Source organism: Tatumella sp. JGM130, from assembly GCF_018257525.1.
GTDB classification, from domain to species: Bacteria; Pseudomonadota; Gammaproteobacteria; order Enterobacterales; family Enterobacteriaceae; genus Tatumella; species Tatumella punctata.
Map to the genome: position 1 here is coordinate 17088 of NZ_JAERJS010000031.1, position 25994 is coordinate 43081.

Below are 25994 nucleotides of genomic sequence, written 5' to 3' on the forward strand. Positions count from 1 at the left end.
TGTTCGTCGCTTTAATTCAGCATAACAGACAGGGGAAGACAGCTATGGATACGGGCACCGTCAGTTTATTATGAATGGCTTTAACTCTGCTCATTGTCGCTATACTTTCTATGTATTCTTACTTTAAAGAAAGAAAAACCAGGCACTTTTCTTCACGGCGGCATTAATTCTCTGCAGAAGAAATAATCTTCGGGTTAAATATATTAATCATCATGGATGATATATGATGACCCGGCTGAATATCAGTCATCTTCGGCCGGATGACTTATAATGTTTTACTATTGTAATTATCACGCCATACCTTAGGGCTGACACGATACTTTTCTCTGAACAACTGGCCAAACCTTGAATGGCTAATAAAACCACACGCCCAGGAAATCTGTTCAATACGCATCCGCGGATCTGTTTCCAGTAAATGACGGGCGGCAGTTAACCGGCATTCTTTAATGGTTACCATGACAGAAGTATGTTGTTCCCTGAATGCGCGATCCAGGCTGGCACGGGAACATTTCATTAATACTGATAAACGGTCCGGGTCAAAATCATGGTTTCTGAAATTCAGCATAATCATCGAATTAGCACTGTTATACAGGCAGGATAGCTTCCCGGAAGCCCTGAGTCCGGCCTCGCGGGCTATATCAGACAACATCAGTAACCCCATATTCATCAGACCGTCGACTATCAGCTCTGTTTCCCTCAGGGATAAGTGTTGTGAAGCCATATCCAGTAATTGCATATGCGATTTTATAAAACCGGCCAGCGGATGCTGATCGACGACCACTATCGGGTGATTTAATCGTCCGTTAAATACCGGTGTCACTAATTTAGTCGACGGCAGAATATAAAGCTGTTTAACATCTTTAGCATGGTAGTGGAAATAATCAGCACGCTGATGAACAAATAAGCTTCCCGGCCGAATACGGGTTGATAACTTCCGGTCGTAGCCACTGATGACCTGTTCACCCTGCATCAATACAGAAATAAATACCGGATTTTCCGTCGCCAGATGTGGATCGAAAATAGTTTCGTTCTCAGACCCCATCGCGCTGCAATAGTCCCCCCCCGCCGCGGAGATCGTCTGATGATAAGCAATAATATCTTCAGGGCGGCGATTATTAACTACCGTAATTCCGTAACATCGCAGATTACTTTCGATATCATAGAATCGCTTTTCCGGATCAATAGCAGAGGCCTCCAGAATATGCCGGGTGTATAACGATGATGGCCGCGTCATAGTCGTATCTTATTTTCAGAAAAAACCGCAGGAAGGAGGGATTACCATCAACATACAAAAATTACCTGAAAAATACTATCCCCCTGCGGTACTGTATTTTTATCAAAAAATTTCTGCCGGTTGCGGCAAGTCATCTCCGGTGATCACCGCTACGATTGCCCGCAGATTCCGGCCATAAGGCTGAATCTCTGTAACTGCTGTTCCACGCTTCGCTACTGCCTCGGCACGACAGCGGGGATTACGGAAAGTAACAGGCATACTTAGCCAGCGCGATACGATAGTTAATCCGGCTCTTTTCCGGCAGTAACCTTTCCCACTGTTCCTGAGACGAGAGGTCAGGTAATTGATCAGCGGCCATTCCCTGCCGGGACAGTGCCAGATCCAGCCTTCTCAGGCGCATAACATATTCACGTACGGTCGCCAGACATAAACTGTTATCTTCCAGCAGATATTGTTTAAATTTTGGAATATCAAATAATGCTGCCGGACGCCCTGCGCTGACCGTAGAGCAGAACCGGCAAACAGGCTCAAGCCGTGACATAAAGATCTGCCATTCCTCACGGGTTACCGGCCGGTCCATTTGCATAATATCTTTATGGGTGATCAGTATTCCTGACAATAATAAACGAACGCGGCTGAGCTCATTGCCACAGCTACAGCACTGGTGTTGTGCATATTTATAATCGCGAATATAGCGGCTCAAACGCTGATTATTAGTTTTCATAGTCATTACGCGCTCCGGCGCTGAGTTAATCTTCCGTTAAGCATCATTCAGACGTGCCCGCAATCTTTTGATTGCCTGACTGTGCAGCTGACTGACACGCGATTCTCCGACATTCAGAACAGCGCCTATCTCTTTCAGGTTAAGTTCGTCCTGGTAGTAAAGGCTGAGGACCTGTTTCTCACGGTCCGGCAATCCGTCAATCGCCTGCATTACCTGTTCTCTCAGGCTGCTGTCCAGTAACTGATTTAACGGATTAGCCTCCTCACGGTGCTCTATCATCAGTTCCGCACCATCACCGTTTTCCTCACACAGCGTCTCCAGAGAAAACAGCTGGCTGGTGTTCGTCTCCATCAGGATTTGCCGGTATTCGACGAGGCTCAGTTGCAGGCTGGCGGCAATTTCCTGCTCACCCGCCGGCTGGCCCGATGCCTGTTCAAGACGGGAAATTGCCGCAGCCACTTCACGGGCCTCGCGCCTGACCCGGCGCGGCACCCAGTCGCGGCTTCTCAGCTCATCCAGCATCGCGCCACGGATCCGCTGGACCGCATAAGTGGTAAATGCGGTGCCCTGCGCAGCATCATAGCGTTCAATCGCATTCAGTAGCCCGATCCCTCCGGCCTGGATCAAATCATCCAGGTCAACACTGGCGGGCAGCCGTACCTGTAATCGCAGGGCTTCATGTCGCACCAGTTGTACATATTGCAGCCAGATCTCCTGTTTATCAGTGACCCCTCCTGCGGTATATAAACTCTCCACGCTTTCTGTCCTGAATTAATCAAGCTGTGGAGAAATTATCAGTCCGCGGGCAGGACAACCATCGGCTGAATAAAGGCTTAAAATTTAAGTTGTTATCCCGCTGACAATCGCAGTTTTCGACCTGTATACAGCCTTATACACACCGGGAAAAACGTTGCCTGATGGTACGAAGGACTCTGAGTGCGATATCCGGTTGCGGGACCGGTAATTCTGACAACATATAGCCGTATTTAGCATTAAATTGCATCGCCGCCGCCAGACAGACAGCACGGAAAGTCATCTGCCGGCAAATCGTCGACTGGCTGGTACTCCAGCCTTCATCGCCGAGATAATTCCCCGAGTCTTCGATATCGGCGAAGTAGGAATATGGCGGGTGCATTCCCGCTTCAATAATGCGCCAGGTATGTTCCACATGTTCGAGGGCATTATAAAATACCTCATCCATCAGCCCGGCCTGTTGCAGGCAGCATCTGCTGTAATAGGAGAAGGCACCCACACAACTCGGGTACAAAGGCAGACAAAATGACGGATAATTTACTTGCAGTCTGGGACGCGGTACCCCATCGTCAGTGACGTTATAGGGGCCGTGCAATGCAAAATTAAAATGCTGAATCCCGGTTTCTGCGGCAGCGGTGATATAGCGTTCAAACACCCGCGGATCTTTAATGTAAATATCATCTTCGATCAGGAAAAAATGTTCGATATCCTGCTGTTGCAAATAACGTAATGCGGTATTTTTGCTTCTGCCGACCCCCTGGTTCTCCTCATTTTGGACCAGTGTCGCCGCCAGTTGCTGATAGGCGGCGTCCGGTTCACCGTCATTCACAATAATCAGCGCATCTATTTGGTGCCGCGGCAGAGACTGATAAAGCCTGAGTAAACCCGGCTTACGATTGCAAGTCACAATACCTACCCCGATCCGTTCACTCCGCTCAGTCATCGCTTATCCCCTTGCTGATCAGTGTTGCCGGTGTCCCCAGCCAGGCCTGCCGCCATTCGGCAATGTTATCCGGGGTCAGCAGCCAGTCCCGGCGGATCGCCCGTTGCAGTTCATCCCCTCTGCGGGCCAGTGCCTGCGGATCAGATAACTGTTCACGGATCGCTTTCAGCCAGTGTTTAAAATGGTTTTTAACCCGCGTTACCGGTAATTGACCGCGGTAAGGCTCAATATCGCTGCAAATAACCGGTACCCCGCAAGCCCCCAGTTCGAGCAACCGCAGGTTACTTTTACATTCGTTAAACAGGTTTATCTCCAGGGGAACCAGTGCCAGGTCCAGATTCAGACTGGCCAGTTTTTGCGGATACCAGTCGAACGGCACACCGCAGTGAAATTCACAGCGTACCTGTAATGGTTTCATCCCCATAAAGACCCATTCGACTTCATCCTGTAATGCCTGCACCAGCGGGCGGATAATCGCCAGGTCGCCCTGATGACTATCACCACCGGCCCAGCCAATACGGAGTTTTTTTCCCTGGCGGCGATGACTGGCTAACGCTCCCCACTGTTGCGGGTTAAGCCGGTTTTCAGCAACACGAATATCCCGGTGAAAATCAGCGTAGGCATCGGCCAGTGCCGGGGTAGACACCACCAGATGATCGGCAAGGCTCATGGTCCGGCGCAGCTGTCCGGCAATATCTTTGGGGAGTTTATGACGATGATGATTACTGGCCGGAAGCGTAACGAAATAATCATCATATTCCATTATAATTTTGGCTGAACTCATTTGCCGGTACTGGCGGAGAGTTTCTTCAACCTGCGGGTCGAAAGGCATCTGTAACAGCACACTATCCGGTTGCAGTTCAGCGATATCCATCGCGGCAGGCAGACCATGAATCAGGCCGCCCTCCAGCTGTAATTGCTGTTCCATCAACTGATAGGGCTGTATCACACGGTAATTACCGCAGCCGGTAAAATTCACATGTCCGGCGATCATCACCGGTAGTGGTCGTCCCGGTAACGGAAGCTGCAGTCTGTCGGTACGCACTGACAGACTGAACAACTGGCCACTGCGGTTTAAATGACGATGGTAGCGAATATCCCGGCATAGGGATCCTTTACGGCTCTGACGTAACGCATCAAGCGCCTGCTGCCCGGCGGTACACTCCGACGGATAACAGGCCGCAGATAACCGTGTTGCCCCGCCCATATGGTAAAGCGTTGCCTGTGGCGTCCAGACCACCAGATATCCTGCCTGCTGTATCCTCAGACAGAGATCTACATCAGCCTGTCCGGCGGCAAAATTTACACCATCAAATCCGCCGACAGCATCGAAGACTTCACGCCGGACCATCATACAGGAGGCACTGACCGCAGAGACTTGTTGCGCACAGTGCAGATAATGAAAATAGCCCGCCGCCTCAGCCGGGGCTCCACAGTAGATACCGGCGACCCCTTGTTCAATGCCGGTAACAAACCCGGCATGCTGCAAATGTCCGTCACGGTATAGCAGCCTCGCACCGGTAACAGCAACCTCCGGCCGTGCCGCGACCTTCAGTAATTCAGTCAGCCAATCGCGGTGGCTTATCTGGCAGTCGTTATTCAGAAACAGCAGATAATCTCCGCTGGCTTGTGCCGCAGCAAAGTTATTGATCGCAGCGAAATTAAATACACCCGGCCAGCGCAATAGCCGGAGATTTGCTAACTGCAGTGCCTGTAACTGCTCCAGATATTCACGGGCCGCCGCTTGTTGTGAGCCATTATCCACTACCAGTACTTCATAATCCGGCCAGTCTGTCTGTCCGGTGACAGACTCCAGGCAGTGTTGCAGTAATGCCTGCTGATCTTTAGTCACAATGATAATACTGACACGCGCTCTTACCGGTTGCGGATAACTGACCTGATCGACACCATTTTGCTGATCTTTGACCTCGGCTGCCTCAATACCACAACGCTGCAAATGCTGAACAGTGATCTTCCGTCGCAATACTGGTAATTGATCTGATGTCACCCGGTGCGGGATCAATAACAGGGCTTCCGGCAGATGAGCGATAGCTGAGGGTCCGGAAGATTCGATCACCCGCCAGATAAGCTCACAGAACATCAGCTCATCAGACACCGGCGACCGGGGCAGATGATCTTTAAGACAGGCCGTGGTGATCAACAGCTCTTCGCCCGGGTAAGCCTGGCTGCGCAGCAAATCAATATTACAGTCCGGCTTCAGTACAAGGCTGGCATCCGCTAACCGCGTCCCCTGCAAAATATCGCTGTAGCAGACAGCAGTGAGCGGATGCTGTAACAGATGATCGGCAAATAATAATAAGCTATCTTTCAGGCAATGGGTTCCGGCCTCAACAATCAGCCAGCTGTGAAGCGGGACTCCGCTGACAACCTGCTGTACCCCCCGGCTATCGGCCGGCATCTTCAGTTGTTCCCCGCATATGACACTCAGAAACGGGTATTCTTTCTCACTGATCAACACACAGTGTCGCGGCTTCAGGCTCTGTTGTTCGAGTGATCGCAGGGTGACTTCGCAGGCTTCGCGGTCCTGCCGGCGGTCGAGGATGATCACCCCGATACTGGCAACCTCACCATGGCCTGTTGTCACCGCCAGCAATACCGCCCGCCGGGTTTCACTGATCTGCCGGTGGTTCAGCCATTGTAATAATTGCCGGCTGTTGTCTGCCTGCTGTGCCAGGATATTTCTGGCCAGCCGCCATTCTGTAGCCTCTGCGGCCGTCATTGTCAGGGGGATCCCTGCGGGCAGGGTTGTAAGCAAAGGCGGTAATAATGCCGAAAATGACCAGCGACTGAGAGCCTGATCCCTGAAAGACGCCGCCCATTGCTGTGCCGCCGGATAACCGTCGATTAACGCATCAAAATACTGATGACCGTCCATCTCAGTCCCCTCCGACGCCGTAAAAAAACTGTCGGCTGCCCGCTGAAACCCGTCCCCCGCGGCGAGATAACCGCACCATCCCCCCTGCCCGGCGACACACACCGGGATCCCCAGGCACAGCGCGCTGGCAATCAGCTGATTCTCTCCGATAACCAGCTGATATTCCGTTAATTTATGACTGGTTAATAACGCAGCCTGCTGACCCGATGGCAGGAAATCGAGGCGGATATTCTGCATATTCAGCAACTGGCTGAGCAGATCTATCGCCGGGCAATACTGATCGCCGGCCCAGAGTATTTTCCGTAACGGACCGGCAGGCGGACAAAATGAAGAGCATACCAGTTGATCATCAAACGCCAGTGGCATTAAACGCAGGGATGGCGCATAGACACCACGCAGTGACAGTGCCGCATAACTCAGGGCTGAATCCGTCAGAATCCGCCATGCCAGGGCATTCTCGCTGCTACTGCCAGAATAATAAGGTCTGCCCGCCGAAGCAGTAAAATGCTGAAACAGGCAACGGCCGGTAATGGTCCCCTGCTGTAAACGGTCGATTAGTCCGCTGGCGAGGTAACCACCACAGATCCAGAGCAGATCGTAGTCTGCATCGTCATCTGCCAGCGGATCTGCACCGGATTGATGATCATCATCAGTAAAAATCCGTAATCGGCCGCTGGCAGCCCAGCGGGATAATTGCTGATAATAGTCCCCGTCAATCAACCGCGCACAAACATCAACTGCCCAGCCATGGCGCAAAAACCAGCCAGCCAGGCACAGAATGGTTGCTTCGGCGGCAGTGGCCTGCCGCAGTTTATCTGTCGAAAAAAGAATACGTTGCATAATTTGTCCTTCTGCCCGTTACCCGCAACAAAACCCCGCAGTGCGGGGTCCGGTAAATCAGGGTGAAACAAATTAATTTTGCAGCAGGGAAAGCACGGTTTGCGGGACCTGGTTGGCTTTTGACAGCACCGATGTACCGGCCTGTTGCAGGATCTGCGCACGGGACATGCTGGAAACTTCCGTTGCATAGTCCGCATCCTGGATACGTGACTGAGAGGCTGACAGGTTATTGACTGTCGCATTCAGGTTATTAATGGTTGATTCAAAACGGTTCTGAATCGCACCCAGACCACTACGTGCGGTATCGACATCGGAGATTCGGGCATCGATATCCGACAAGGCACTTGCGCCGGTAACACTGTAATCGCTGCCGAGAGTCTGTGCTTTGAAGCCATTATCTGACAAAGAAATAGAAATGACGTTAGCACCCGCATCATCATTCGCACCAACCTGAATATTGACGCTGGTGTTAGTACTGTCGAACAACTGAATATTGTTAAAGGTAGTCGCACTGCCGATACGTTTAATTTCTGCCAGCCGGGCATCCACTTCCGCCTGGATTGAGTTGATATCATCCGCGCTGTTAGTCCCGTTTTTAGCCTGCACTGTCAGCTCACGAATACGCTGCAAGTTGGTATTCATTTCATTCAGGGCACCTTCTGCGGTCTGAGCCAGAGAAATACCATCGTTGGCATTACGGGATGCCTGGGTCAGACCACGGATATTAGATGACATACGGTTGGCAATCGCTTCACCGGCAGCATCATCTTTCGCACTGTTAATACGCAGACCGGAAGAGAGGCGTTCGATCGCTGTACCCAGTGCTGACTGTGCTTTATTCAGATTAGTCTGGGTAGTTAACGACATGATATTAGTATTAATAACAGCCATGATTTTATCCTTCAATAAATGAAAGTTGATTGGATAAGCAAAAAGGTTCAACCCTTTTGCGTTCATGACTGATATCGGTGATGCAGCGCTTAACTTTAGCCAGCCGTCTAAAAAAACCTCATCCTGTGCTGAGCGGTGTATTCAACGGACCAGTATCACCGTCCGGTGGCAGATAAACCTTTAGGATTTCGCGCCGATACTCCGGTTACACCTTTATCAATACGGGATCCCATTATGACCGCCATCAGCAACCTGGATATCAGCAGCAACCTGAACCTGACCGACCTGTATAATAACCTGCAAGCATCTGAGGAAGCGAAGCTCACCCCTATTACTAATGAAGCCACAGCCTGTAAAAATAAAATATCTGCTTTCGGACAGCTAAAAAGCAGTCTGCAAAGTTTACAAACTGCGCTGGCTGCTCTGACCAAAGCGTCAACCTTTAATGCAACCGCGGTAACCAGCAGTAATCAGTCCTTCGCCGCGTCAACTGACAGCAGTGCCGTCACCGGTAACTACCAGATAAAAGTCAGCCAGCTGGCGACAGCACAGTCGGTATTATCCGGCAGCATCGGCAGCAATACCACGCCACTGGGCAGTTCTGCTACCGGCAGCCGTACCCTGACATTACAAACCGGTCAGGACAGCCCGGTCACGCTGACCCTGAGTGATGAGCAGACATCGCTGGATGGTATTGTCAATGCCATAAACCAGAGCGGTGCGGCAATTAATGCCACCAGCATCCGTGCCGCCGACGGTGAATATTATCTGTCACTGACCGCCAAAGACACAGGAGCGGGTAATGATATTTCCCTGTCAGTCAGCGGTGATGATCAACTGCAAAGTATTATCGGTTATTCTGCCTCCGACAGCACATCAGCCCTGCATCAGACCAGCGCCGGCCAGGACGCAAAACTGACGGTCAACGGCATTGCAATCGACAGTAAAAGTAATACGGTCACCGGCGCACCGGCAGGGATCACACTGAACCTCAAATCCGTGTCACAAAATGAAGAAACCCTGACCATCGGCAACAACACTGATGACAGTGTCAAAGCCATCAAAAACTGGGTCACCGCTTATAACAAACTACAGTCTGAAATTGCCACCCTGACCAGTTTTTCCGGCAGCGGGGCCGCCGCACAGGACAGTTCTTCCAACGGGCCGCTGATCGGCGATGGTACCGTGCGTAATATCCAGGTGCGGTTGCAATCCATGCTGACACAGTCACAGCCGGGCGCTTTTACCATCCCCGCCCAGCTGGGGATCAGCATGGATCCAACCATTCAGTCCGATGGCTCATCAGGGATCCTGACTGTCGATGACACGAAACTCAATGACGCATTACAAAACAATCCCCGGGCAGTGATCGCCTTTTTTACCGGCGACGGTAAAACCACCGGTTTTGCCACCCTGATGAATAATACACTGACCAGCATGCTAAGTGATGGCGTCGGAAACAAGGGGATACTGGCAAATGCCGTTGATTCACTCAACAGCAATTACGAAGATTTAAGTAAACGTTATGACAATATGCAGTCAGCTATAGACAGTACCATGGCCCGTTATAAAACCCAGTTTACTGAACTGAATAAAGTCATGTCACAGATGGATCAGACTAAACAATATTTATCATCACAGTTCGATAATTCATCGGATAAATAAGGAAGGCCGCGTGAAAACCATGACTGGCGCAAATGCGTATGCAGCCATCAGTATTGAAAGTGCCGTACTCAGCGCCGATCAACAGCAACTGACCACACTGCTGTTCGAGGGTGCTCTCAGCGCCCTCGCCCGTGCCAGATTATTTACCGAACAGGGGGATATCCGGGCTAAAGGGCATAATCTGTCGAAAGCAATGGATATTATCGAAAACGGACTGAAAGCACCTCTCGCTGACTGGCCGGATGACCCGCTGGCACAGCAACTGACTGCACTGTATGACTATGTTATTTTCCGGCTCCTGCAGGCCAATCTGCATCAGGATATTAACGCCATCAGCGAAGCAGGCCTGCTGATTGGTAATATTGCCGACGGCTGGAAACAGAGCCTGCAGACCAGCAGCCAGGGAGGGTAGCATGTCCGGTTACGCACAATGGCTGACACAGCTGGCAGAAACCAGCCGGCAATTACAGGCGCTGGCGGAAGCACAACAATGGACGGAACTGACGGCACTGGTGGCAGGTTACAGGCAACTTGCCGCCAGCCCGCCTGACTGTTCATCCGGCGAAAAAGAATATTACCGGACACAACAGCAGTTCTTGCTGGCAGAGCATCAGCATTTATCGGCGGTGATCCGTCAGGCAATTCAGGACACATCCGTTCTGCTCAGCCAGGGCAGACAGCAGCAAAAAGTGCTGAAAGCCTATTTTTCTGTCTAGACCATGGCCTGCTCTGTGCAGCAACTAGTCAGCGGCGGCGGTGCCATCGGCAAAGTGGTTTTCCAGTAATGACGGTTGAATATTCTGGATAACATCCTGTTGCGGATGTGCATCAGCTTCGCCAAGCGCTTTCTGACATTCCGCGGTTGGCTGACTGACTTTTTTCAGAGTCAGTCCGTCATAATGTAACACCCCGTTATCAGTTTCTAACGGCATAACCCGCAGCAAACGATTAATATTTACCAGTTTACCGTCGACCTGTGCCAGCTTACCTGGTTTAGCAATCACCCGCTGCCACTGACGGCAGTCAAGGGTGTCCCCCTGCGGGCTGACCAGCAAAGACGCGATTGCCTGGCTGCTGACCAGTCCGTCCTGCGGACCCTCTGTTTGCCAGACCCCCGCCAGACCGGCAGGTGCCGGTAATTTAACCGCCTGCTGATAATTATCGATCTGCACACAACCGGCCAGTGCCAGCATCGGTAACAACATTATCCATCTTTTCATATAAATTCTCTGCAAGCCCGTGTCTGATATCGGATATTCGCGGGCTATTATATAGTGTCCCGCGTCTAATGCAGCCCCTCTGGCTACCGGACAGCTGTTTTTACCACAGATTCAGCATAATCACACAGTTCACCTGACATCCGGCGGCAGAGCAGATACAATTCCGCCATGTTTTAGCTGGACAATAAATGTTATGAAAACTCCTGAACAATATTATGCCATTGCCCGTGATATGTTTTTTTCCGCCCATCCGGATTTTCGGGCCGCTCTGGACGAACTCAGCGATGCGGACGCGCAGCTGGCAGGAATGACCTTACAACAATGTCGTGAAATGCAGGCTGAGAGGATCTACGCCGCTTTTCTGCGCCAGAAAAAGCTCGACGGTATCATCTTTTCCATCCAGCTGGCTGAACCGGATAAAGCCGTTGCAGCCGATGCTATCGAAAATTACCTCAAGTCTCATGCTGACGCATTGGGGATGAGCTGGGAAGAATTTTGCATTAAGAACGAACTGTAAACGGAGGTTCCCGCAGGGTACCAAAAATGCAGCACGTCACGGATTGCCAGTTAATATCTGCTCTGCTACTGTGACGCCTGCGGGAATTGCAATCAAGGGAACGCTGAATGGCTAACGAGAGAAGTAAAAAATACGGAAAAATGGTGCTGGTACTGGTATTAATTTGTCTGGGACTGCTGTTGCTGCGCTGGGCAGCAATGATTTGGGGATAATCTGTCCCCTGCCCGATTATCCCATACAATATTTCCCGCCACTGTTTCCGGGTGATGCTGTCGCCTGAAGGTTGCCGGAGGCAGATGATATTTTCCCGAAAATGAACGGGTAAATGATTGCTGAGATTCGAAACCATACCTCAGGGAGATTTCCATCACTGTTTCATCCCCGGTCAGTAAATCCTGTGCCGCCAGTGTCAGTTTTTTTTCACGGATATATTTACCCAGGCTCTGTTTCATCACCTGATAAAACATGCGTTGCAGATGCCATCTTGAATAACCGGAACGCTCTGCGACCTGTTCAATTTTAAGAGGTAAGTGGATATTTTCATCGATCCACCGGGTTAATGTCAGAATAAGCATTTTTTTTCTGTCCATAGTTTCCTCACTGGCTTTCGGAATTAATAGAAAGAAATTGTCATACAGAATATTGTCCCGTGAGCGGGTGATTTTCCGCTGCCGGGGAATGCCCCTGAAATAACAATAATAAGAACAGCAGAGTATACGCTGAAAATAACCGGGAATTAATAACCTGATAAATCATTAGCGTTATGAATATCATTCATGAAAACATTCTGTGCTGACAAAATAGCCTGATAGATTCCCGAAAATAACCGGTGGTAATTATTGCTCTTACCCGCCATCATCCCTGTATGTCAGGAGATAATTACCCTGCGCGAAAATACCATCATCCGGGTGTTTGATTTACGTTTTTATAACAAAATAATCCCGCCCGGTGGTCTGTGTCCACGGAATTCTGTTCTCTGAACCAGGAAATAAAGCAGCTGACCATAAATCATAATATCGGTGATTAATTTACTAAAAAATCGCCGATAACTAAAAGTGTCATTACAAAAAAAACAGAATATAATTCTGTCAGAATGGCTATCAGGAATTAAAGTTGATTTATAATTCGCGTGTTGTTAGGTTAAAAATAACTGAACAACAGGAGCAACATGTGAATAAAAAAATAATTCTCCCTGCATTAGTACTTTCTTTTTGTGGCAGCGTCGCTGCGCAGGACCTGCCGGGTAAAGGAATTACTGTTCAGGCAGTGAAAAGTCCGCTGGCTGAAGAATCCTTCCAGACAGAGTTAGTCAATCGCGCACTGTCAACGCTGGGATATGATGTAAAACCGACCCAGGAAGTGGATTACAGTGTCATATATGCCTCGGTTGCCCGTGGCGATGCTACCTACTCTGCCGTTGACTGGGAGCCGTTACAATCGGCAATGTATCAGTCAGCAGGCGGGGATAAAAGTTTCTTCCGTACCGGACCTTATATTACCGGTGCCGCTCAGGGTTATTTAATCGATAAAAAAACTGCTGAAAAATACCATATTACCGATATTTCCCAGCTAAAAGATCCGAAAATTGCAAAATTATTCGACGATAACGGTGACGGAAAAGCCGCACTGACCGGCTGTGAACCTGGATGGGCCTGTGGCAGCGTCATTGATGCGCAGATTAAAGCTTATGGCCTGAGCCAGACAGTGGAACAGAACCAGGGCAGTTATTCTGCCATGCTGGCTGATGTTATTTCCCGTTATAACGCCGGAAAACCTGTTTTATATTACACCTGGACACCTTACTGGGTGAACTTTGTATTAAAACCGGGTAAAGATGTTGTCTGGCTGACGGTGCCGTTCTCTGCTTCTCCTGCCGGTCAGCCAAAAGAAGATACCCGGCTGCCAAACGGTAAAAACTATGGTTTCAGCGTCAATGTTGAAAATATTATTGCTAACAAAGCCTGGGCAGCAAACAATCCGGCAGCAAGAAAATTATTCTCTGTCATGAAACTGCCGTTACAGGATATCAGTGCACAGAACCTCAGTATGCATAATGGTGAAGATTCTGCCGCTGATGTTTCAGCCCAGGTAGATGGCTGGATCCATGCCCACCAGGCAGAGTTCGATAGCTGGATTACTGCGGCAAAACAGGCTGCAAAACAGTAAACCGGTCTGTGTCGTCGTGGTGCCGGTAACTGCCTGCACCACGACGACAGTATTATGGCTCTAAGCATCCGTCTTGCTCTTTCCCTGCGACACGAATAATCGCAAGTATCACCTGTTCACTAAATGGCTTATAGTTTCCGGTATTCTCCGGCGTTCAGACTGGCCAATCCAGATTCAGATTCAGATTCAGATTCAGATTCAGATTCAGATTCAGAAGATATTAAGTGACAGACGACACCCGGACAGTGGAAAAGTGAGGCCCTGATGTTAAGACCAGCAACTGCCCTGACCTGTATTATCGCTTCCCTGATAACGATCTCCGGACTGTATTTACGCCCTGCGGCAGCGGCAGGTGATCGCCGCGAAGTTAGCGCCCCGCAACAAATTCAGCCAGTCTGCACCACCCTTTATCCTCAGTCCGGCGAAGCCGTCACCATGACACAGCAACGCATTCAACAGGCTCTGGATCATTGTCCTGCCGGTCAGGCCCTCCGGCTAAGCACCGGTGCTGCCGGCAATACCTTTCTTTCCGGCCCCCTGACCATTCCTGCGGGGGTATTCCTGCGTCTCAGCGCGGGCAGTGTCTTAAAAGCGGATACGGACCCGCAGCGCTATGATACCGGTCAGGGGCGTTGTGGCACCATTGATAACCGGGGTACCGGTTGCCGGCCTTTTATTACTCTCCGCAGCAGCAACGGTGGCGGTATTCAGGGAAAAGGAATTATTGACGGTCAGGGTGGCAGTCTGATGGCCGGTCACAAAGAAACATGGTGGCAACTGGCACGCCGTGCACAGTCCGTCGCGGGCGGAAAACAAAATGTCCCGCGTTTACTGCAAATAACAGGCTCACAGAATATTATTGTTTCCGGCATCCGGCTACGTAACGCCCCGGGTTTCCATATTGTGCTTAGCCATGTACAGGGCGCAACACTGTGGGGAATCATCATTGATACCCCCGCTTCAGCACGTAATACTGACGGTATAGATCCTGCGGCTTCGGAGGATATTACTGTTTCTCACAGCTTTATCCGCACCGGTGATGACAATATCGCGATTAAAGCCGGTAATGGCCCCTCTGAGCATATTTCTGTGATTGACAACCACTTCTATTCCGGACACGGCATGTCAATTGGCAGTGAAGTTAATGCCGGAGTCAGAGATGTTGTGATACATAATCTCACCCTTGATGGCACCACCTCCGGCTTACGTATAAAAAGTGATGCCAGCCGCGGAGGACTGGTCAGTGATATTGACTATTCGGATATTTGTATGCGTAATAATCGCTGGCCGGTCTCTTTCGATAGCCGCTATAACCCGGCTGCCACCGGTGATAAGATTCCCGATTATCGTCATATTATGCTGAGTAATATCAATGCCGAAGGTGCCGGCAAAGGAACTGTTGTTCTGAGGGGATATGATGCACAGCATCCTCTGCAGGTGACAATAGACGCGGTGACTTTCAGTCCGGACACTCAATGGTCTGTAGTCTTTACCCGCTTAACCACCGGAAAACAGGGGATTTCTCCGCCGCCAGCACGTATCTCCTTACGGATGCCATTGTCACCACCCGCGCCACAGCCAGAGTGTTCTGCAAAATGGCGCCCTTTTCCTGCCGTGTAATCACCGCCAGCGCAGAAGTACTGCCGGCGGTACTGTTACAGATCAACGCCGTTAAACATTCAGCAGTTTTTCGATCAGTAACGGGGCCAGATCTTTATCGGTATTCAGAACCACCTGACAGTTGGCATTTTCCTGTGGCGGGAACCCGCTATACTGACCGCGTAAATCGCAAATTGTCTGACCTCTGCCCGGCCCGCGGGTATCATCAATCACCACTTTCACTTTTGGCGCAACACATCCTTCCAGTCCCTGCACAGCAAAGAATGCCGCCGCCGGATCATGGATTGCACAAACATTGCGGCCCAGCTTTTGCTGATAGAAACCCATATACAGGGTCAGCATTTCACCCAGCGCACGGGCGAAGGGCCGTTCTGCGTTCAGTAATTGCCGGTGGTGATGTTCTTCAAACAGTTGTTGCATGGTGACATCCAGCGGCACCATGACCAGATTATCCAGAGCACTGAACACTATTCCTGCCGCTTCCGGATCTTCTGCTATGTTAGCTTCGGCTACCGGTGTCCGGTTTCCCGGTGCATTGGCCGCTCCGCCCATCAGAGTCACCTGACCCAATAACTGCCCTAAGCCGGGTTCCAGTTGTAGCGCACACGCCAGATTAGTCAGTGGCCCGGTCGCCAGCACCTGTAATTCTCCCGGATATTTTCTGGCCAGATCCACCAGCAGCTCTGCCGCGCTACCTGCCGCCAGCGGGTGTGGAGAATCGGCCAGTATCACATCGCCGATGCCATTTTCACCATGAATATGCTGGCTGCTGTTATGGAAAGCAGCACACAAATGGCCGGCATTCCCCTGTGCCACAGGAATACCTTCGGCACCTGCCAGACTCAGCAAATTAAGGGTATTACGTGCCCCCGAAGCGGCGTCAGTGTTACCGCAGACACTGCCTATACCGACAATCTCAACCTTCTCTTTTTCCGCCAGCAAATACCCCAGCGCCAGAGCATCATCAATACCTGTGTCACAGTCAAAAAACAGTTTTAGTGGTTGCATTTTGTACCTTTACTGAACAGAAGGGCCAGTGTAGCGCTGATAAACCTGCAGCCACACTGGCATACTATGTCACGACAAATTATGTTTTCCGCATCTTAACCATAAAACCGGAAATAACCGCCAGGGCTGTCAGCCCGGTACTGATCATTAATCCGTGACGGAAACCTTCAAGGGTACCACTGCCCACCGAAGCTGCAATCAGACCAATTCCCAGCCCCGCCCCGAGACCGAATGACGCCCCGTTTACCGCCGTCAGGGAAGATGGTGCTTCTTTGGGCGACAACAGCACACTCAGTCCACTGATACAACTCAGTACCACACCATAGTAGGTTATCCCCAGCAGTAATAAACTGACGATCAGTACCGGTTTATTTACCGGATTCAGGGTAATGACCACCATCAGGACCAGGCAGAGTACCAGTCCGGTTCTGAATGTTTTAATCCAGCCCGCCTTTCCGGCCAGCCAGCCCGACGGAGGCGCCGAGAGAAAACCCATCAACGCTGGCGGGGTCAGAAACAGCAGCGATGAACGGGCAGCACTCATCCCAAGGCCGGCATGGGTATCCTGCGAGATAATAATCACCGCGAAACCCAGCACCGAAAAGACACCCGCCAGAATCAGGATAGTTGTGGCAATGACCGGCCAGAACTGACGGGTAAAAAAGTGTTCCACCGGCACCAGGGGTATTGCACGACGTTTTTCTATAAACCAGAACAGCACAATGGCTGCCACAAACAGCAGCAGGTACAACAGTGTCTGCTGGCTTAACCAGCCCGCTGACGATCCTTTATCAAGGCAGATATTAATAAAAATAATACTGAAGGACAGTATCACAGCTCCCGGCCAGTCCATTTTACCTTCAGCTACACCAGGTTCATCACGGGGAATAAGCAGGCTTATTGCCACCAGCGCTACTACACACACCGCCAGTGTGATCAGAAAAATGGACTGGTAACCATAAGCATCACTGAGCAGCCCGCCTATATAACCATCGATGCCCCCGACACCACCATTCACCGCAGTAATCACGCCAATGGCGGTACCGAACAGACGGCGGCTGATACGCTGATGCAGCAGCAAATAGGAAAGCTGAAATGTCGCGCTGCTTGCTCCCTGGAGTACGCGCCCGGCCAGCATAGTGTAATAGTCGTGGGTAAAGGCACTGATCAGCGTACCGACACTGCAGATAACCATCACCGCAATCAGCATACGCCGGCGACCAATAAAATCACTGAAACGGCTCAGTACCACTCCGCAAATTGATCCGGAAAGAAAAAACAATGACGACACGGCGGAAATATCCGTCATGCTGACATTAAGTTGCTTCGCCATTTCGGGCAAAGCCGGTGAAAGCATCGAACAATTCAGCTGAAAAGCAAGAATCGCGAGCATAAGTGCAGAAACCAGCAGAGCGGCATTTTTGCCTTCCAGCCCGCCGGAAGCCGGTGATACTGCCACAGAGTTCATAAAAAGTCCTGTCAGAGTAATAATAAATCAGATGTTATACTTGCCTGTATAATATCTCACAAATGCGTTTTACTTATCACCGGGATCCACTTACTATTTTCTTTTCTGTTACTGCTGTTTAAATATGCTCATGTCAGAGATCAATCAATTTCTTATGTCTCCCCTGACTGCCGGAAGCGGACAACCGTTACGGGTTGCGGTCTATTCACGGCTGTCTGCCGCCATTCGCCGGGGTCTGCTGCTGCCGGGTGCAATGCTGCCAAAAGAGAGTGATTTGGGTGAACAAATGGGGGTAAGCCGGACCGTAATCCGTGAAGCACTGATGCTGCTGGAAGAAGATGGTCTGTTACTCACCAGACGCGGTATCGGACGCTTTGTTACCCATAAACTCCCGACCCCGGGTCTGGAAAATTTGCTTCCCCCTGAGGAAATATTTGGCTGCCCGCCGGGGGAAATACGTTTGCAACGGATTGATGCACGGTTACAGCAGCCTTCAGATTTCACACATAAATTACTGGAAACCAGTGATGATGACGCAAGCTGGTTCTGTGAAAGCCTGATCTACAGTGGCAATACAGTGATAGCTTTATTACAGGAACATCTGCCCGCGGGTCAGCGTCTGGATGCGGCAGACCCGCGTATTGCTCCGGCGGTTGATTTTTCCGCCCGCCAGTACCACTGCCGGTCAGTGCACTCGCTGTTACTGAATATACTGCAAGAGACACCGCAACCGGCAGTCTGCCAGTTGCAGGCAGGAGTTCCGGGGGAAGATCGCGGTAAAAAGCTGGACATTGCGGCCGACGCCCCGGTGATGGTACTGACCCGATCACTGAGATACCCGTCCGGCCCGCTTTACCTGGCGAAAATGGTGATAAAAGCCGGTTTTCCGCTGAGTATTAATCAGTCGGTATCAGCCCTGTAACGGCAGGTCCCCTGTCCTGCGGGAACTGCCGTGACTGCCGTGACTGCCGTGACTGCCGGTGGTTATAAATCGAAACGGTCCAGATTCATGACTTTAGTCCATGCAGCCACGAAATCTTTCACCAGTTTTTCTCCGGCGTCCTCACTGGCATAAACTTCAGCAATGGCACGTAATACCGGATGAGAACCAAAAATCAGATCAGCACGGGTCGCCGTATACCGGACTTCACCACTGCTCCGCTCACGCCCCGTAAAAAGATGATCTGAACCGGCGGATGGCAGCCATTCAGTACGCATATCTAACAGGTTAACAAAGAAACTATTATTCAGTTCACCCGTATGGCTGCCAAATATCCCTGCGGACCCGCCGTCAAAGTTCGCCCCCAGGGAACGCATACCACCGACCAGTACTGTCAGTTCAGGCGCTGTCAGCGTCAGTTGTTGCGCTTTATCAATTAACAACTGCTCTGCAGCACTTGTCCCTGTGGCATTATAATAGTTGCGGAATCCGTCAGCCTGTGGCTCCAGTAAACCAAACGCATCAATATCCGTCTGCTGCTGACTGGCATCCACCCTGCCGGCCATAAAGGGTACTTCGGCTATCAGTCCCGTTGCGTTAATCGCTGTTTCCAGCCCGACGACCCCGGCCAGTACAATAATATCTGCCAGTGAGGCCACAGGGAATGACTGATGAATAGCTTCCAGTACCGGCAGCACCCTGGCCGCGATGGCATTCACCGGCCAGTGACGCTGGGGTAATAATGCCAGCCGTGCACCATTGGCACCGCCGCGCTTATCGCCGCCACGGAACGTTGACGCAGAGGCCCAGGCAACAGATACCAGTTCAGAGACGCTAAGACCGGAGGCCGCAATTTTTTGTTTCAGGGCAGCAATATCTGCCGGTGACGGACACTGATGTACTGTCGGCAGCGGATCCTGCCAGAGAAAATCTTTCTCCGGCACTTCCGGACCGAGGTACCGGGCTTTCGGGCCCATATCTCTGTGAGTCAGTTTAAACCAGGCCCTGGCAAAGGCGTCGTTAAATAACTGCGGGTCATTAAGGAAACGTCGCGAAATTTTTTCAAATTGCGGATCGAAGCGTAACGTCAAATCAGTCACCAGCATCGCCGGTTTATGTTTTTTCTGCGGATTAAACGCATCCGGAATACTGTCCGGGGCCTCTCTGGCTTCAAACTGAATCGCACCCGCCGGGCTGCGAGTCTGTACCCATTGATAGTTAAATAAATTCTCGAAGAAATAGTGGCTCCAGCGGGTCGGGGTCTGTGACCAGGTCACTTCCAGTCCGGAGGTGATGGCATCGGCACCGGCACCGCTGTTAAAACTGCTGGCCCATCCTAATCCCTGAGCTTCAATCGGTGCCGTCTCAGGATCCGCACCCACATGGCTGACAGGGCCTGCGCCATGTGTCTTCCCCAGAGTATGACCACCGGCAATCAATGCCACTATTTCTTCATCATCCATCCCCATATTGCCGAAGGTTGCACGGATAGCAGGTGCTGCCGACGCCGGATCACCACTGTGCTCCGGTCCTTCCGGGTTCACATAAATCAACCCCATCTCCGTCGCCCCGAGGGACGAGTCAGCCAGAGTTTCAGGATGACGATGTTCAAGCCAGTGATGTTCAGCTCCCCAGTTAACATCCAAATCCGGTTCCCAGACGTCCTCACGTCCGCCGGCAAAACCAAGGGTGCGGAAACCCGCGTTTTCCAGTGCCACATTACCCGCGAGGATATATAAATCAGCCCAGGAGATTTTCTGTCCGTATTTCTGTTTTACCGGCCAAAGCAGCCGGCGAGCTTTATCAAGGCTGACGTTATCAGGCCAGGCATTGAGAGGAGCAAAACGTTGCTGGCCACGTCCCGAGCCCCCCCGTCCGTCAAGGGCACGATAGGTTCCGGCACTGTGCCAGGCCATGCGGATAAACAAACCAATATAACTGCCCCAGTCGGCTGGCCACCAGCCCTGAGAATCTGTCAGTAAACGCGTAAGGTCTGCTTTCAGCGCAAAATAATCCAGTCCGGCAAATTCACGCCGGTAATCAAACTCCCTGTCCAGCGGAGTTGAACGTCCTGAGTGCTGGTTAAGTAAATCCACCCGCAGCTGATTCGGCCACCAGTCACTGTTTCTGGTGCCTGTCCCGGCAACCTGATGATTTTTTTGCTGATGAAAAGGACATTTTCCTGCCGCGGATTCTGGTGTAATCACGTCAGAAACTGACCGGTTATTATTCCCATATTCTGAATTACTCATGCTAACCCCCTGTATTAAACTGTGCTTACAGTAGCGGCAGCATGCTATTGTTGATACCTGTATTACCCTATCTGTCTGATAGCTCCGGCCTTATAATGGCTTCGCCGTTCAGAGTGTGTCATCAATACTGGCGTTGCTGTTTCCTCCGCTGGCGTTAATGCTGGTCTGCACCGGTGAGCAGAAATATCCGTTCCCCGACCCGCCAAATGCATAACAATAAATATGACTGTTTTTTTTGGCATAGAAACCATGACTGTTATTATTACTGGCAATACCGTGGCTGATATTCATATAACTGCCGTATTCACAATGGTAGCCATTACCCTGATTATTACTGGCAGCTGAATACCCTCCGCTCATCGCGCCGAAGTCAGAGCAATAAAATCCATTGCCCGTATTATTTTCGCTGGTCAGATAGGTAATATCAGCCAGCCCGCCGCTGTCACACATCACCCCGTGAGTATTCTGAGAACAACGGGCATTATTAGCACCGGCAAAACCATTATATGCCGCATAGATACCGGCTCCGCTATTCAGGGAAAAAGAGGATATATAGTTATCCAATGAATTACATTCCACCGCACCGCCCCAGGCCAGTACACCGTAGAGATTACTGATACCTTTGACGCCATGGGCCCAGACTGAGCCATTGGTCAGGGCATAGAATCCGGCCCGCAGGTTACCCTGAGAGATTGCATATTCACATTGCAAAAAGCCGCCCGCTTCGGCACAGAAACCAAAGCCGAGAGATTCACTGCTGTGCGAGCTGAAATAAGCCTCAGCACAGTTAACTTTCAGCGTAGCAGCGTAGGCATGGAAGGCCACATCTCCGGCATTGCTGACGGTGATCCCGCCGCCCTGATTTCCGCCGGAAGGCTGAGTTTCATTCGAGATAAAGGCACCGTTCATTGCACGGATCCCGTAGTACATTTTGGTGATATGCAGGGCTGGCCCAAGTATAACGCTGCCGCCGCCTACCGAGCGGATCCCTGCCCCGTAACACTGGTCGTTCCATTCTCCGGCGGCAATCCAGCCACTGACGCCGGCAATAGTAAAACCATTGAGCCATGAGATACCGAACCCGTTCTCAAATAAGAATCCGTCTTTGTTTTGGGTATTGTCTATATACAAAATACATTTTGAACAGTCCTGTTCATTCCCTCTTAAGGTCAACTGATCATAATTCCGGATCCGCGAGGTGATGCTGGCAGAAATAGTATACTCACCGTCAGCTACCTGTATATTTACGCTGGCCCGGAGGGTGCTATTTTCCAGTGCATCTAACGCTGACTGGATATCGGCATAATCGGCCGGAACATTTATTGTCAGGGGCTGTGAAATAATAGTGTCAGTCATGTTATTTCCTCTGAAAGTATTGGCCTTCCAGTCTGGCTTAGCCTGCTGTCCCGGTTCCAGATATTTTGTTTGTCAGGCCAGCCGTACAACATCTCGCCTACGGTTAACACCACAACCTTAAATCAATAATGTATTGAATAAAATGCCTTACAACCGCTTTGATAGCCGACAACGGGCCCGTTACCGGCTATCCTGAGTCCCCGTGCTATACTCTGATAAATCCTCTTCCGTAGCAGCAGACCGCACTATTAACAGGAGTAATAATGAAAGTATGGCCCGTACTGACAGGGATCGCATTATCACTGACTCTGGTGGCCTGTCAGTCCCCTGTTCCGCCGAAAGGTATCACCCCGCTGACCCCTTTTGACGCCAGCCGTTATCTCGGTAAATGGTATGAAATCGCGCGGCTGGATAACCGTTTTGAACGGGGCCTGCAGCAAGTGACTGCGACTTACGGACAGCGCAAGGATGGCGGGATCAGTGTGGTTAACCGCGGATACGACCCGCAAAGCGGGCGCTGGAAAAGCAGTGAAGGCAAAGCCTATTTTACCGGCAGCCATGATACTGCCGCCCTGAAAGTCTCATTTTTTGGTCCTTTCTACGGCGGGTATAATGTGATAGCTCTGGATGATGATTACCAGTATGCGCTGGTCAGCGGACCAAACCGGCATTATTTGTGGATCCTGTCACGCACTCCGCAGATCCCGCAACAAGTGCTTGATCGTTATATCGCACTGGCCAAGCAGCTTAGCTTCCCGGTTGACCAGTTAATCCGGATACAGCACTCAGGGTAATACGGTTTATCATTCGACAGAATACGCGAACTCCCTGCACGGGAGTTCGCGTATCTGTCAGAAGCGGTAACTTGCCGAAACTGAAATATTACGCGGAGCACCGTAAATAGTGTTACGTCCGACATCAATATTATAGGTTTTATCAAACAGGTTATTCAGGTTCGCCTGCAGTGACAGGTTTTTGTTCACCGTATAACGGCCAAACAGATTAACCAGTGCGTAACTGCCCTGATCAGCATACCAGTTAGCCGTACCATCAGGACCCGACACTTTATCCCAGGTATGGTTCTGCCAGTTAACACCGCCACCGAGCGTCAGCGCCAGCAGCGATGGCAGCCGGTAGCTGCCAAACAGTTTAAAGGTCGTTTGCGGCTGGGTTGGTTGTAAGGCATCGCCGCTGCCATCACGGGCGACATAACGGGTAGCCCCGAAAGTCAGCTGCAGGTTATCGGTCACTGCTCCGTTAATTTCGAATTCGGCACCGCGGCTGACTGTACCGTTCTGTTCATAGTAAGCATAATCTGTGCTGCCTTTCACCAGTGCATAATCTGTCGCTCCGAGATGATCCTGTTCAATACGGAATATCGCCAGAGAAGCCGTCAGGCGACTGTTCAGCCAGTCACCTTTTATCCCTGTTTCGTAGTTTTTACCGGTGACCGGGCTCAGATAAGCACCATTTTCATCACGATAAGTCTGTGGCTTAAAGATTGAGGTATAGCTGGCATAGGCAGAATAGGTATCGTTGATGTCGTATACGACTCCGGCATAAGGAGTGATATTATTTTTCACCATATTCTCGGTCAGAGTATCTGCGGTATAGCGGGTATAACGGGCGCCGAGGATCAGATGCAACGGATCAGCCAGGGTAATCCGGGTCGCAAAATAGGCCGACTTTTGGTGAATAGTATTATCTTCTGCAAGGGCCTGTGGGTCCCAGTCTGGCTGCGGGTAATTCCCCCAGTCATTAAAGTCACCGACATCGGCCGAGGTAAAACTGGTCGACGCACTGTAATAACGGTTGTTCTGCCGGATATAACTGACACCAGCCATCAGTTCATGCTGACGGCCGAATAACTGATACGGCCCGCTGACATAAGCATCAGCAGCATTTTCACGGCGTTTCGCCGTATTATAACCGGTGCCCCCCCAACAGATCGTACCCTGTATAAGGCCCGACACCAATCCCGGTGGTTTTATTAAAATAACCATCAATATACAGCAACTTACTGTCCATCGTCGACTCAGTATGGCTGCCACTCAGTGTGAACTGCCAGCCATTAGCCAGAGCCTGATTCAGGCTGGCAAACACCCGCCGGGTATGTACATCATTATAGGCCCAGTCAGGAGCAAGATTAGTACTGCGTTTATAACTGGTTTTACTACCGTCAAGATAGAAGGTCGGCAGCCCTCCCCAGGTTGCTCCGTGAACATCGGTGTCTTCATAGTCATACCCGACAGAAGCCGTCGTCGACTCCGTAATGTCTGCATCAAGCACCGCGTAAAGGAATTTCTTTTGCGTATGATAGTGATCGAGCCAGCTGCCACTGTGCTGATAACCGGCAACCACACGGCCACGGACCCGGCCGGATTCACTCAGGGGACCGGAAAGATCTGCCACATAGCGCTGGTTATCCCAGCTACCGTAACTGGCATCAAGGTTGCCTTTAAAGGTTTTACTGTCGGCCTGTTTACGTATCATATTCACTGAGGCTGCCGGGTCTCCGGCACCACTCATTAAACCGGCCGCACCACGGACCACATCTACCCGCTGATAAATTGCCGTATCTGACAGGGTATCACCGAGATTCCAGCGATCATCGACCAGGACCGGAACACCATCGACCTGATAGTTATCTATTTTAAATCCGCGTGAATAGAAGTTACTGCGGTTAGCCCCCGAGTTCTCTTCAGAAATACCTGTCGTGTTCTCCAGTACATCATTAAGCGTATTGAGTTGCTGATCCGTCATCCGCTGACGGGTAATGACTGTTACTGACTGAGGGGTGTCACGCGCGGTCAGGGCCATTTTTGTCGCAGCACGGGTCACCGGTACCGTATAATCCGTATCTTCAGGGGTATCACTGTCGGATACTGGTTCGTTCCCGGTCACCAGCAGGGTGTTATTTTTTATACCACTGTCACCTGCCGCGGCCTGGCTATGGGGCATATATAATGCACCGGCAACCATAACAGCCAGTAATGACAGAGAAGGCCGCGAATCCTTCACCCGGTAAATCACGGGACAATGTTCCCGCCCCCTGAACTGACTGCTGTAAAAAGGCATCATTATCCTCAATAGCGTTTTTATCGGCGGTGCAGATATTTGCAACCGTACGTTTTACTCTGCATCTCTGTCGGTTTTTCCCCTGTCCCGCAGGCCATAACCAGCCATAGCTCAGAGAAACAAATCACACACAAAAATAAGAATGAGAAGTATAATCATTTTTATTGTCAGTTCAATGTAAAGATACGGAACCAATACAGGATCGGGGGGGGATGTGCAGAGGACGCACGGCCGCGCCCTCTGCACTCCGGGCCGGTGGATTAGACCGGTGCGGGTATTACGCCCGGGCCGGTACAGTAACTCTGATGAGGATATGTCGCATATCAATCCGGCGGGATTCTGTTCACCATTACGTAAAGTCATTTTTTACGGCCCCGCTGCGGGCGACCAGGCAAAGGGCGCAATGGCCGCGCCCTCTGCACT

Annotated in this window: 21 protein-coding genes and 2 pseudogenes; 10 read left to right on the forward strand and 13 right to left on the reverse strand. The window is 50.9% G+C overall.

All coding sequences use genetic code 11. The features are described 5' to 3' along the window. Positions 1-74 precede the first annotated feature (74 nt). Positions 75-167 carry a small membrane protein gene (locus tag JK211_RS17125; RefSeq protein WP_212709169.1) on the forward strand — a complete coding sequence of 31 codons (93 nt, stop codon included), beginning with the start codon at positions 75-77 and terminating at the stop codon, positions 165-167. A 98-nt stretch (positions 168-265) separates the two neighbouring features. Here the strand turns inward: JK211_RS17125 and JK211_RS13390 are convergent, their stop codons facing one another. From JK211_RS13390 to JK211_RS13415, 6 genes are all read right to left on the reverse strand, one after another. Beyond that, positions 266-1234 (reverse strand): helix-turn-helix domain-containing protein, encoded by a 969-nt coding sequence (locus JK211_RS13390; RefSeq protein ID WP_212709170.1) that lies wholly within the window; start codon positions 1232-1234, stop codon positions 266-268. Positions 1235-1472: 238 nt separating this feature from the next. Next, positions 1473-1964 (reverse strand): flagella biosynthesis regulatory protein FliZ, encoded by a 492-nt coding sequence (locus JK211_RS13395; protein WP_212709171.1) that lies wholly within the window; start codon positions 1962-1964, stop codon positions 1473-1475. Positions 1965-1994: 30 nt separating this feature from the next. Continuing rightward, a complete protein-coding gene (locus JK211_RS13400; protein WP_212709172.1) occupies positions 1995-2714 on the reverse strand; it encodes an RNA polymerase sigma factor FliA in 720 nt (239 codons plus the stop codon). 133 nt (positions 2715-2847) lie between these two features. After that, on the reverse strand, positions 2848-3654 hold the full coding sequence (locus JK211_RS13405) for a glycosyltransferase (protein ID WP_212709173.1): 807 nt from the start codon (positions 3652-3654) through the stop codon (positions 2848-2850). Then, the gene (locus tag JK211_RS13410; RefSeq protein ID WP_212709174.1) at positions 3647-7390 is read right to left on the reverse strand and encodes a glycosyltransferase; all 3744 of its coding nucleotides are present in this window, start codon (positions 7388-7390) and stop codon (positions 3647-3649) included. Before JK211_RS13410 ends, JK211_RS13405 begins: the two co-directional genes overlap by 8 nt. A 72-nt stretch (positions 7391-7462) precedes the next feature. Further along, positions 7463-8281, reverse strand: coding sequence for a flagellin (locus JK211_RS13415; RefSeq protein WP_249213056.1), 819 nt, complete (start codon positions 8279-8281; stop codon positions 7463-7465). A gap of 234 nt (positions 8282-8515) precedes the next feature. Between JK211_RS13415 and fliD the strand changes: the two genes are divergently transcribed. The 3 genes from fliD to JK211_RS13430 are packed head-to-tail and all read left to right on the forward strand — an operon-like array spanning position 8516 to position 10662. Further along, complete coding sequence (fliD, locus tag JK211_RS13420) at positions 8516-9946, forward strand: flagellar filament capping protein FliD (protein ID WP_212709175.1); 1431 nt, start codon at positions 8516-8518, stop codon at positions 9944-9946. A gap of 19 nt (positions 9947-9965) precedes the next feature. Continuing rightward, positions 9966-10358, forward strand: a complete 393-nt coding sequence (gene fliS, locus JK211_RS13425) for a flagellar export chaperone FliS (protein ID WP_212709192.1) — start codon at positions 9966-9968, stop codon at positions 10356-10358. 1 nt (position 10359) lies between these two features. Further along, a complete protein-coding gene (locus JK211_RS13430; RefSeq protein ID WP_212709176.1) occupies positions 10360-10662 on the forward strand; it encodes a hypothetical protein in 303 nt (100 codons plus the stop codon). Between the two features lie 24 nt (positions 10663-10686). Here JK211_RS13430 and yedD read toward each other — a convergent pair whose 3' ends face one another. Further along, complete coding sequence (gene yedD / locus JK211_RS13435) at positions 10687-11166, reverse strand: lipoprotein YedD (protein ID WP_212709177.1); 480 nt, start codon at positions 11164-11166, stop codon at positions 10687-10689. A gap of 193 nt (positions 11167-11359) precedes the next feature. Here yedD and JK211_RS13440 point away from each other — a divergent pair, with 193 nt between their 5' ends. Next, a complete protein-coding gene (locus JK211_RS13440; protein WP_212709178.1) occupies positions 11360-11683 on the forward strand; it encodes a DUF6388 family protein in 324 nt (107 codons plus the stop codon). A gap of 107 nt (positions 11684-11790) precedes the next feature. Next, a complete protein-coding gene (gene yniD / locus JK211_RS16935) occupies positions 11791-11895 on the forward strand; it encodes a small membrane protein YniD (RefSeq protein ID WP_249213055.1) in 105 nt (34 codons plus the stop codon). A gap of 51 nt (positions 11896-11946) precedes the next feature. Here the strand turns inward: yniD and JK211_RS13445 are convergent. After that, positions 11947-12273 (reverse strand): annotated as a pseudogene (locus tag JK211_RS13445) (helix-turn-helix domain-containing protein); the annotation flags it as partial. Positions 12274-12853: 580 nt separating this feature from the next. Here JK211_RS13445 and proX point away from each other — a divergent pair. Both proX and JK211_RS13455 read left to right on the forward strand, forming a co-directional pair. Beyond that, positions 12854-13849: a glycine betaine/L-proline ABC transporter substrate-binding protein ProX gene (gene proX / locus JK211_RS13450; protein WP_212709180.1), complete on the forward strand. Its 996-nt coding sequence runs from the start codon at positions 12854-12856 to the stop codon at positions 13847-13849. A 264-nt stretch (positions 13850-14113) separates the two neighbouring features. After that, on the forward strand, positions 14114-15469 hold the full coding sequence (locus JK211_RS13455) for a glycoside hydrolase family 28 protein (RefSeq protein ID WP_212709181.1): 1356 nt from the start codon (positions 14114-14116) through the stop codon (positions 15467-15469). Between the two features lie 51 nt (positions 15470-15520). On the opposite strand, the gene JK211_RS13460 is transcribed toward JK211_RS13455, so the two are convergent. Continuing rightward, positions 15521-16477: a nucleoside hydrolase gene (locus tag JK211_RS13460; RefSeq protein WP_212709182.1), complete on the reverse strand. Its 957-nt coding sequence runs from the start codon at positions 16475-16477 to the stop codon at positions 15521-15523. Positions 16478-16556: 79 nt separating this feature from the next. Further along, complete coding sequence (locus tag JK211_RS13465) at positions 16557-17945, reverse strand: MFS transporter (RefSeq protein ID WP_212709183.1); 1389 nt, start codon at positions 17943-17945, stop codon at positions 16557-16559. A gap of 154 nt (positions 17946-18099) precedes the next feature. Here JK211_RS13465 and JK211_RS13470 point away from each other — a divergent pair, with 154 nt between their 5' ends. Further along, the gene (locus JK211_RS13470; RefSeq protein ID WP_212709184.1) at positions 18100-18867 is read left to right on the forward strand and encodes a GntR family transcriptional regulator; all 768 of its coding nucleotides are present in this window, start codon (positions 18100-18102) and stop codon (positions 18865-18867) included. 62 nt (positions 18868-18929) lie between these two features. On the opposite strand, the gene katG is transcribed toward JK211_RS13470, so the two are convergent. Both katG and JK211_RS13480 read right to left on the reverse strand, forming a co-directional pair. Beyond that, entirely contained in the window at positions 18930-21137 is a 2208-nt protein-coding gene (gene katG, locus JK211_RS13475) for a catalase/peroxidase HPI (RefSeq protein WP_212709185.1), read from the reverse strand. A gap of 108 nt (positions 21138-21245) precedes the next feature. Beyond that, a complete protein-coding gene (locus JK211_RS13480; protein WP_212709186.1) occupies positions 21246-22493 on the reverse strand; it encodes a hypothetical protein in 1248 nt (415 codons plus the stop codon). Positions 22494-22756: 263 nt separating this feature from the next. Here JK211_RS13480 and blc point away from each other — a divergent pair, with 263 nt between their 5' ends. Beyond that, on the forward strand, positions 22757-23287 hold the full coding sequence (blc, locus tag JK211_RS13485) for an outer membrane lipoprotein Blc (RefSeq protein ID WP_212709187.1): 531 nt from the start codon (positions 22757-22759) through the stop codon (positions 23285-23287). 57 nt (positions 23288-23344) lie between these two features. Here the strand turns inward: blc and fhuE are convergent. After that, a pseudogene (gene fhuE, locus JK211_RS13490) lies at positions 23345-25475 on the reverse strand (ferric-rhodotorulic acid/ferric-coprogen receptor FhuE). Between the last annotated feature and the right edge of the window lie 519 nt (positions 25476-25994).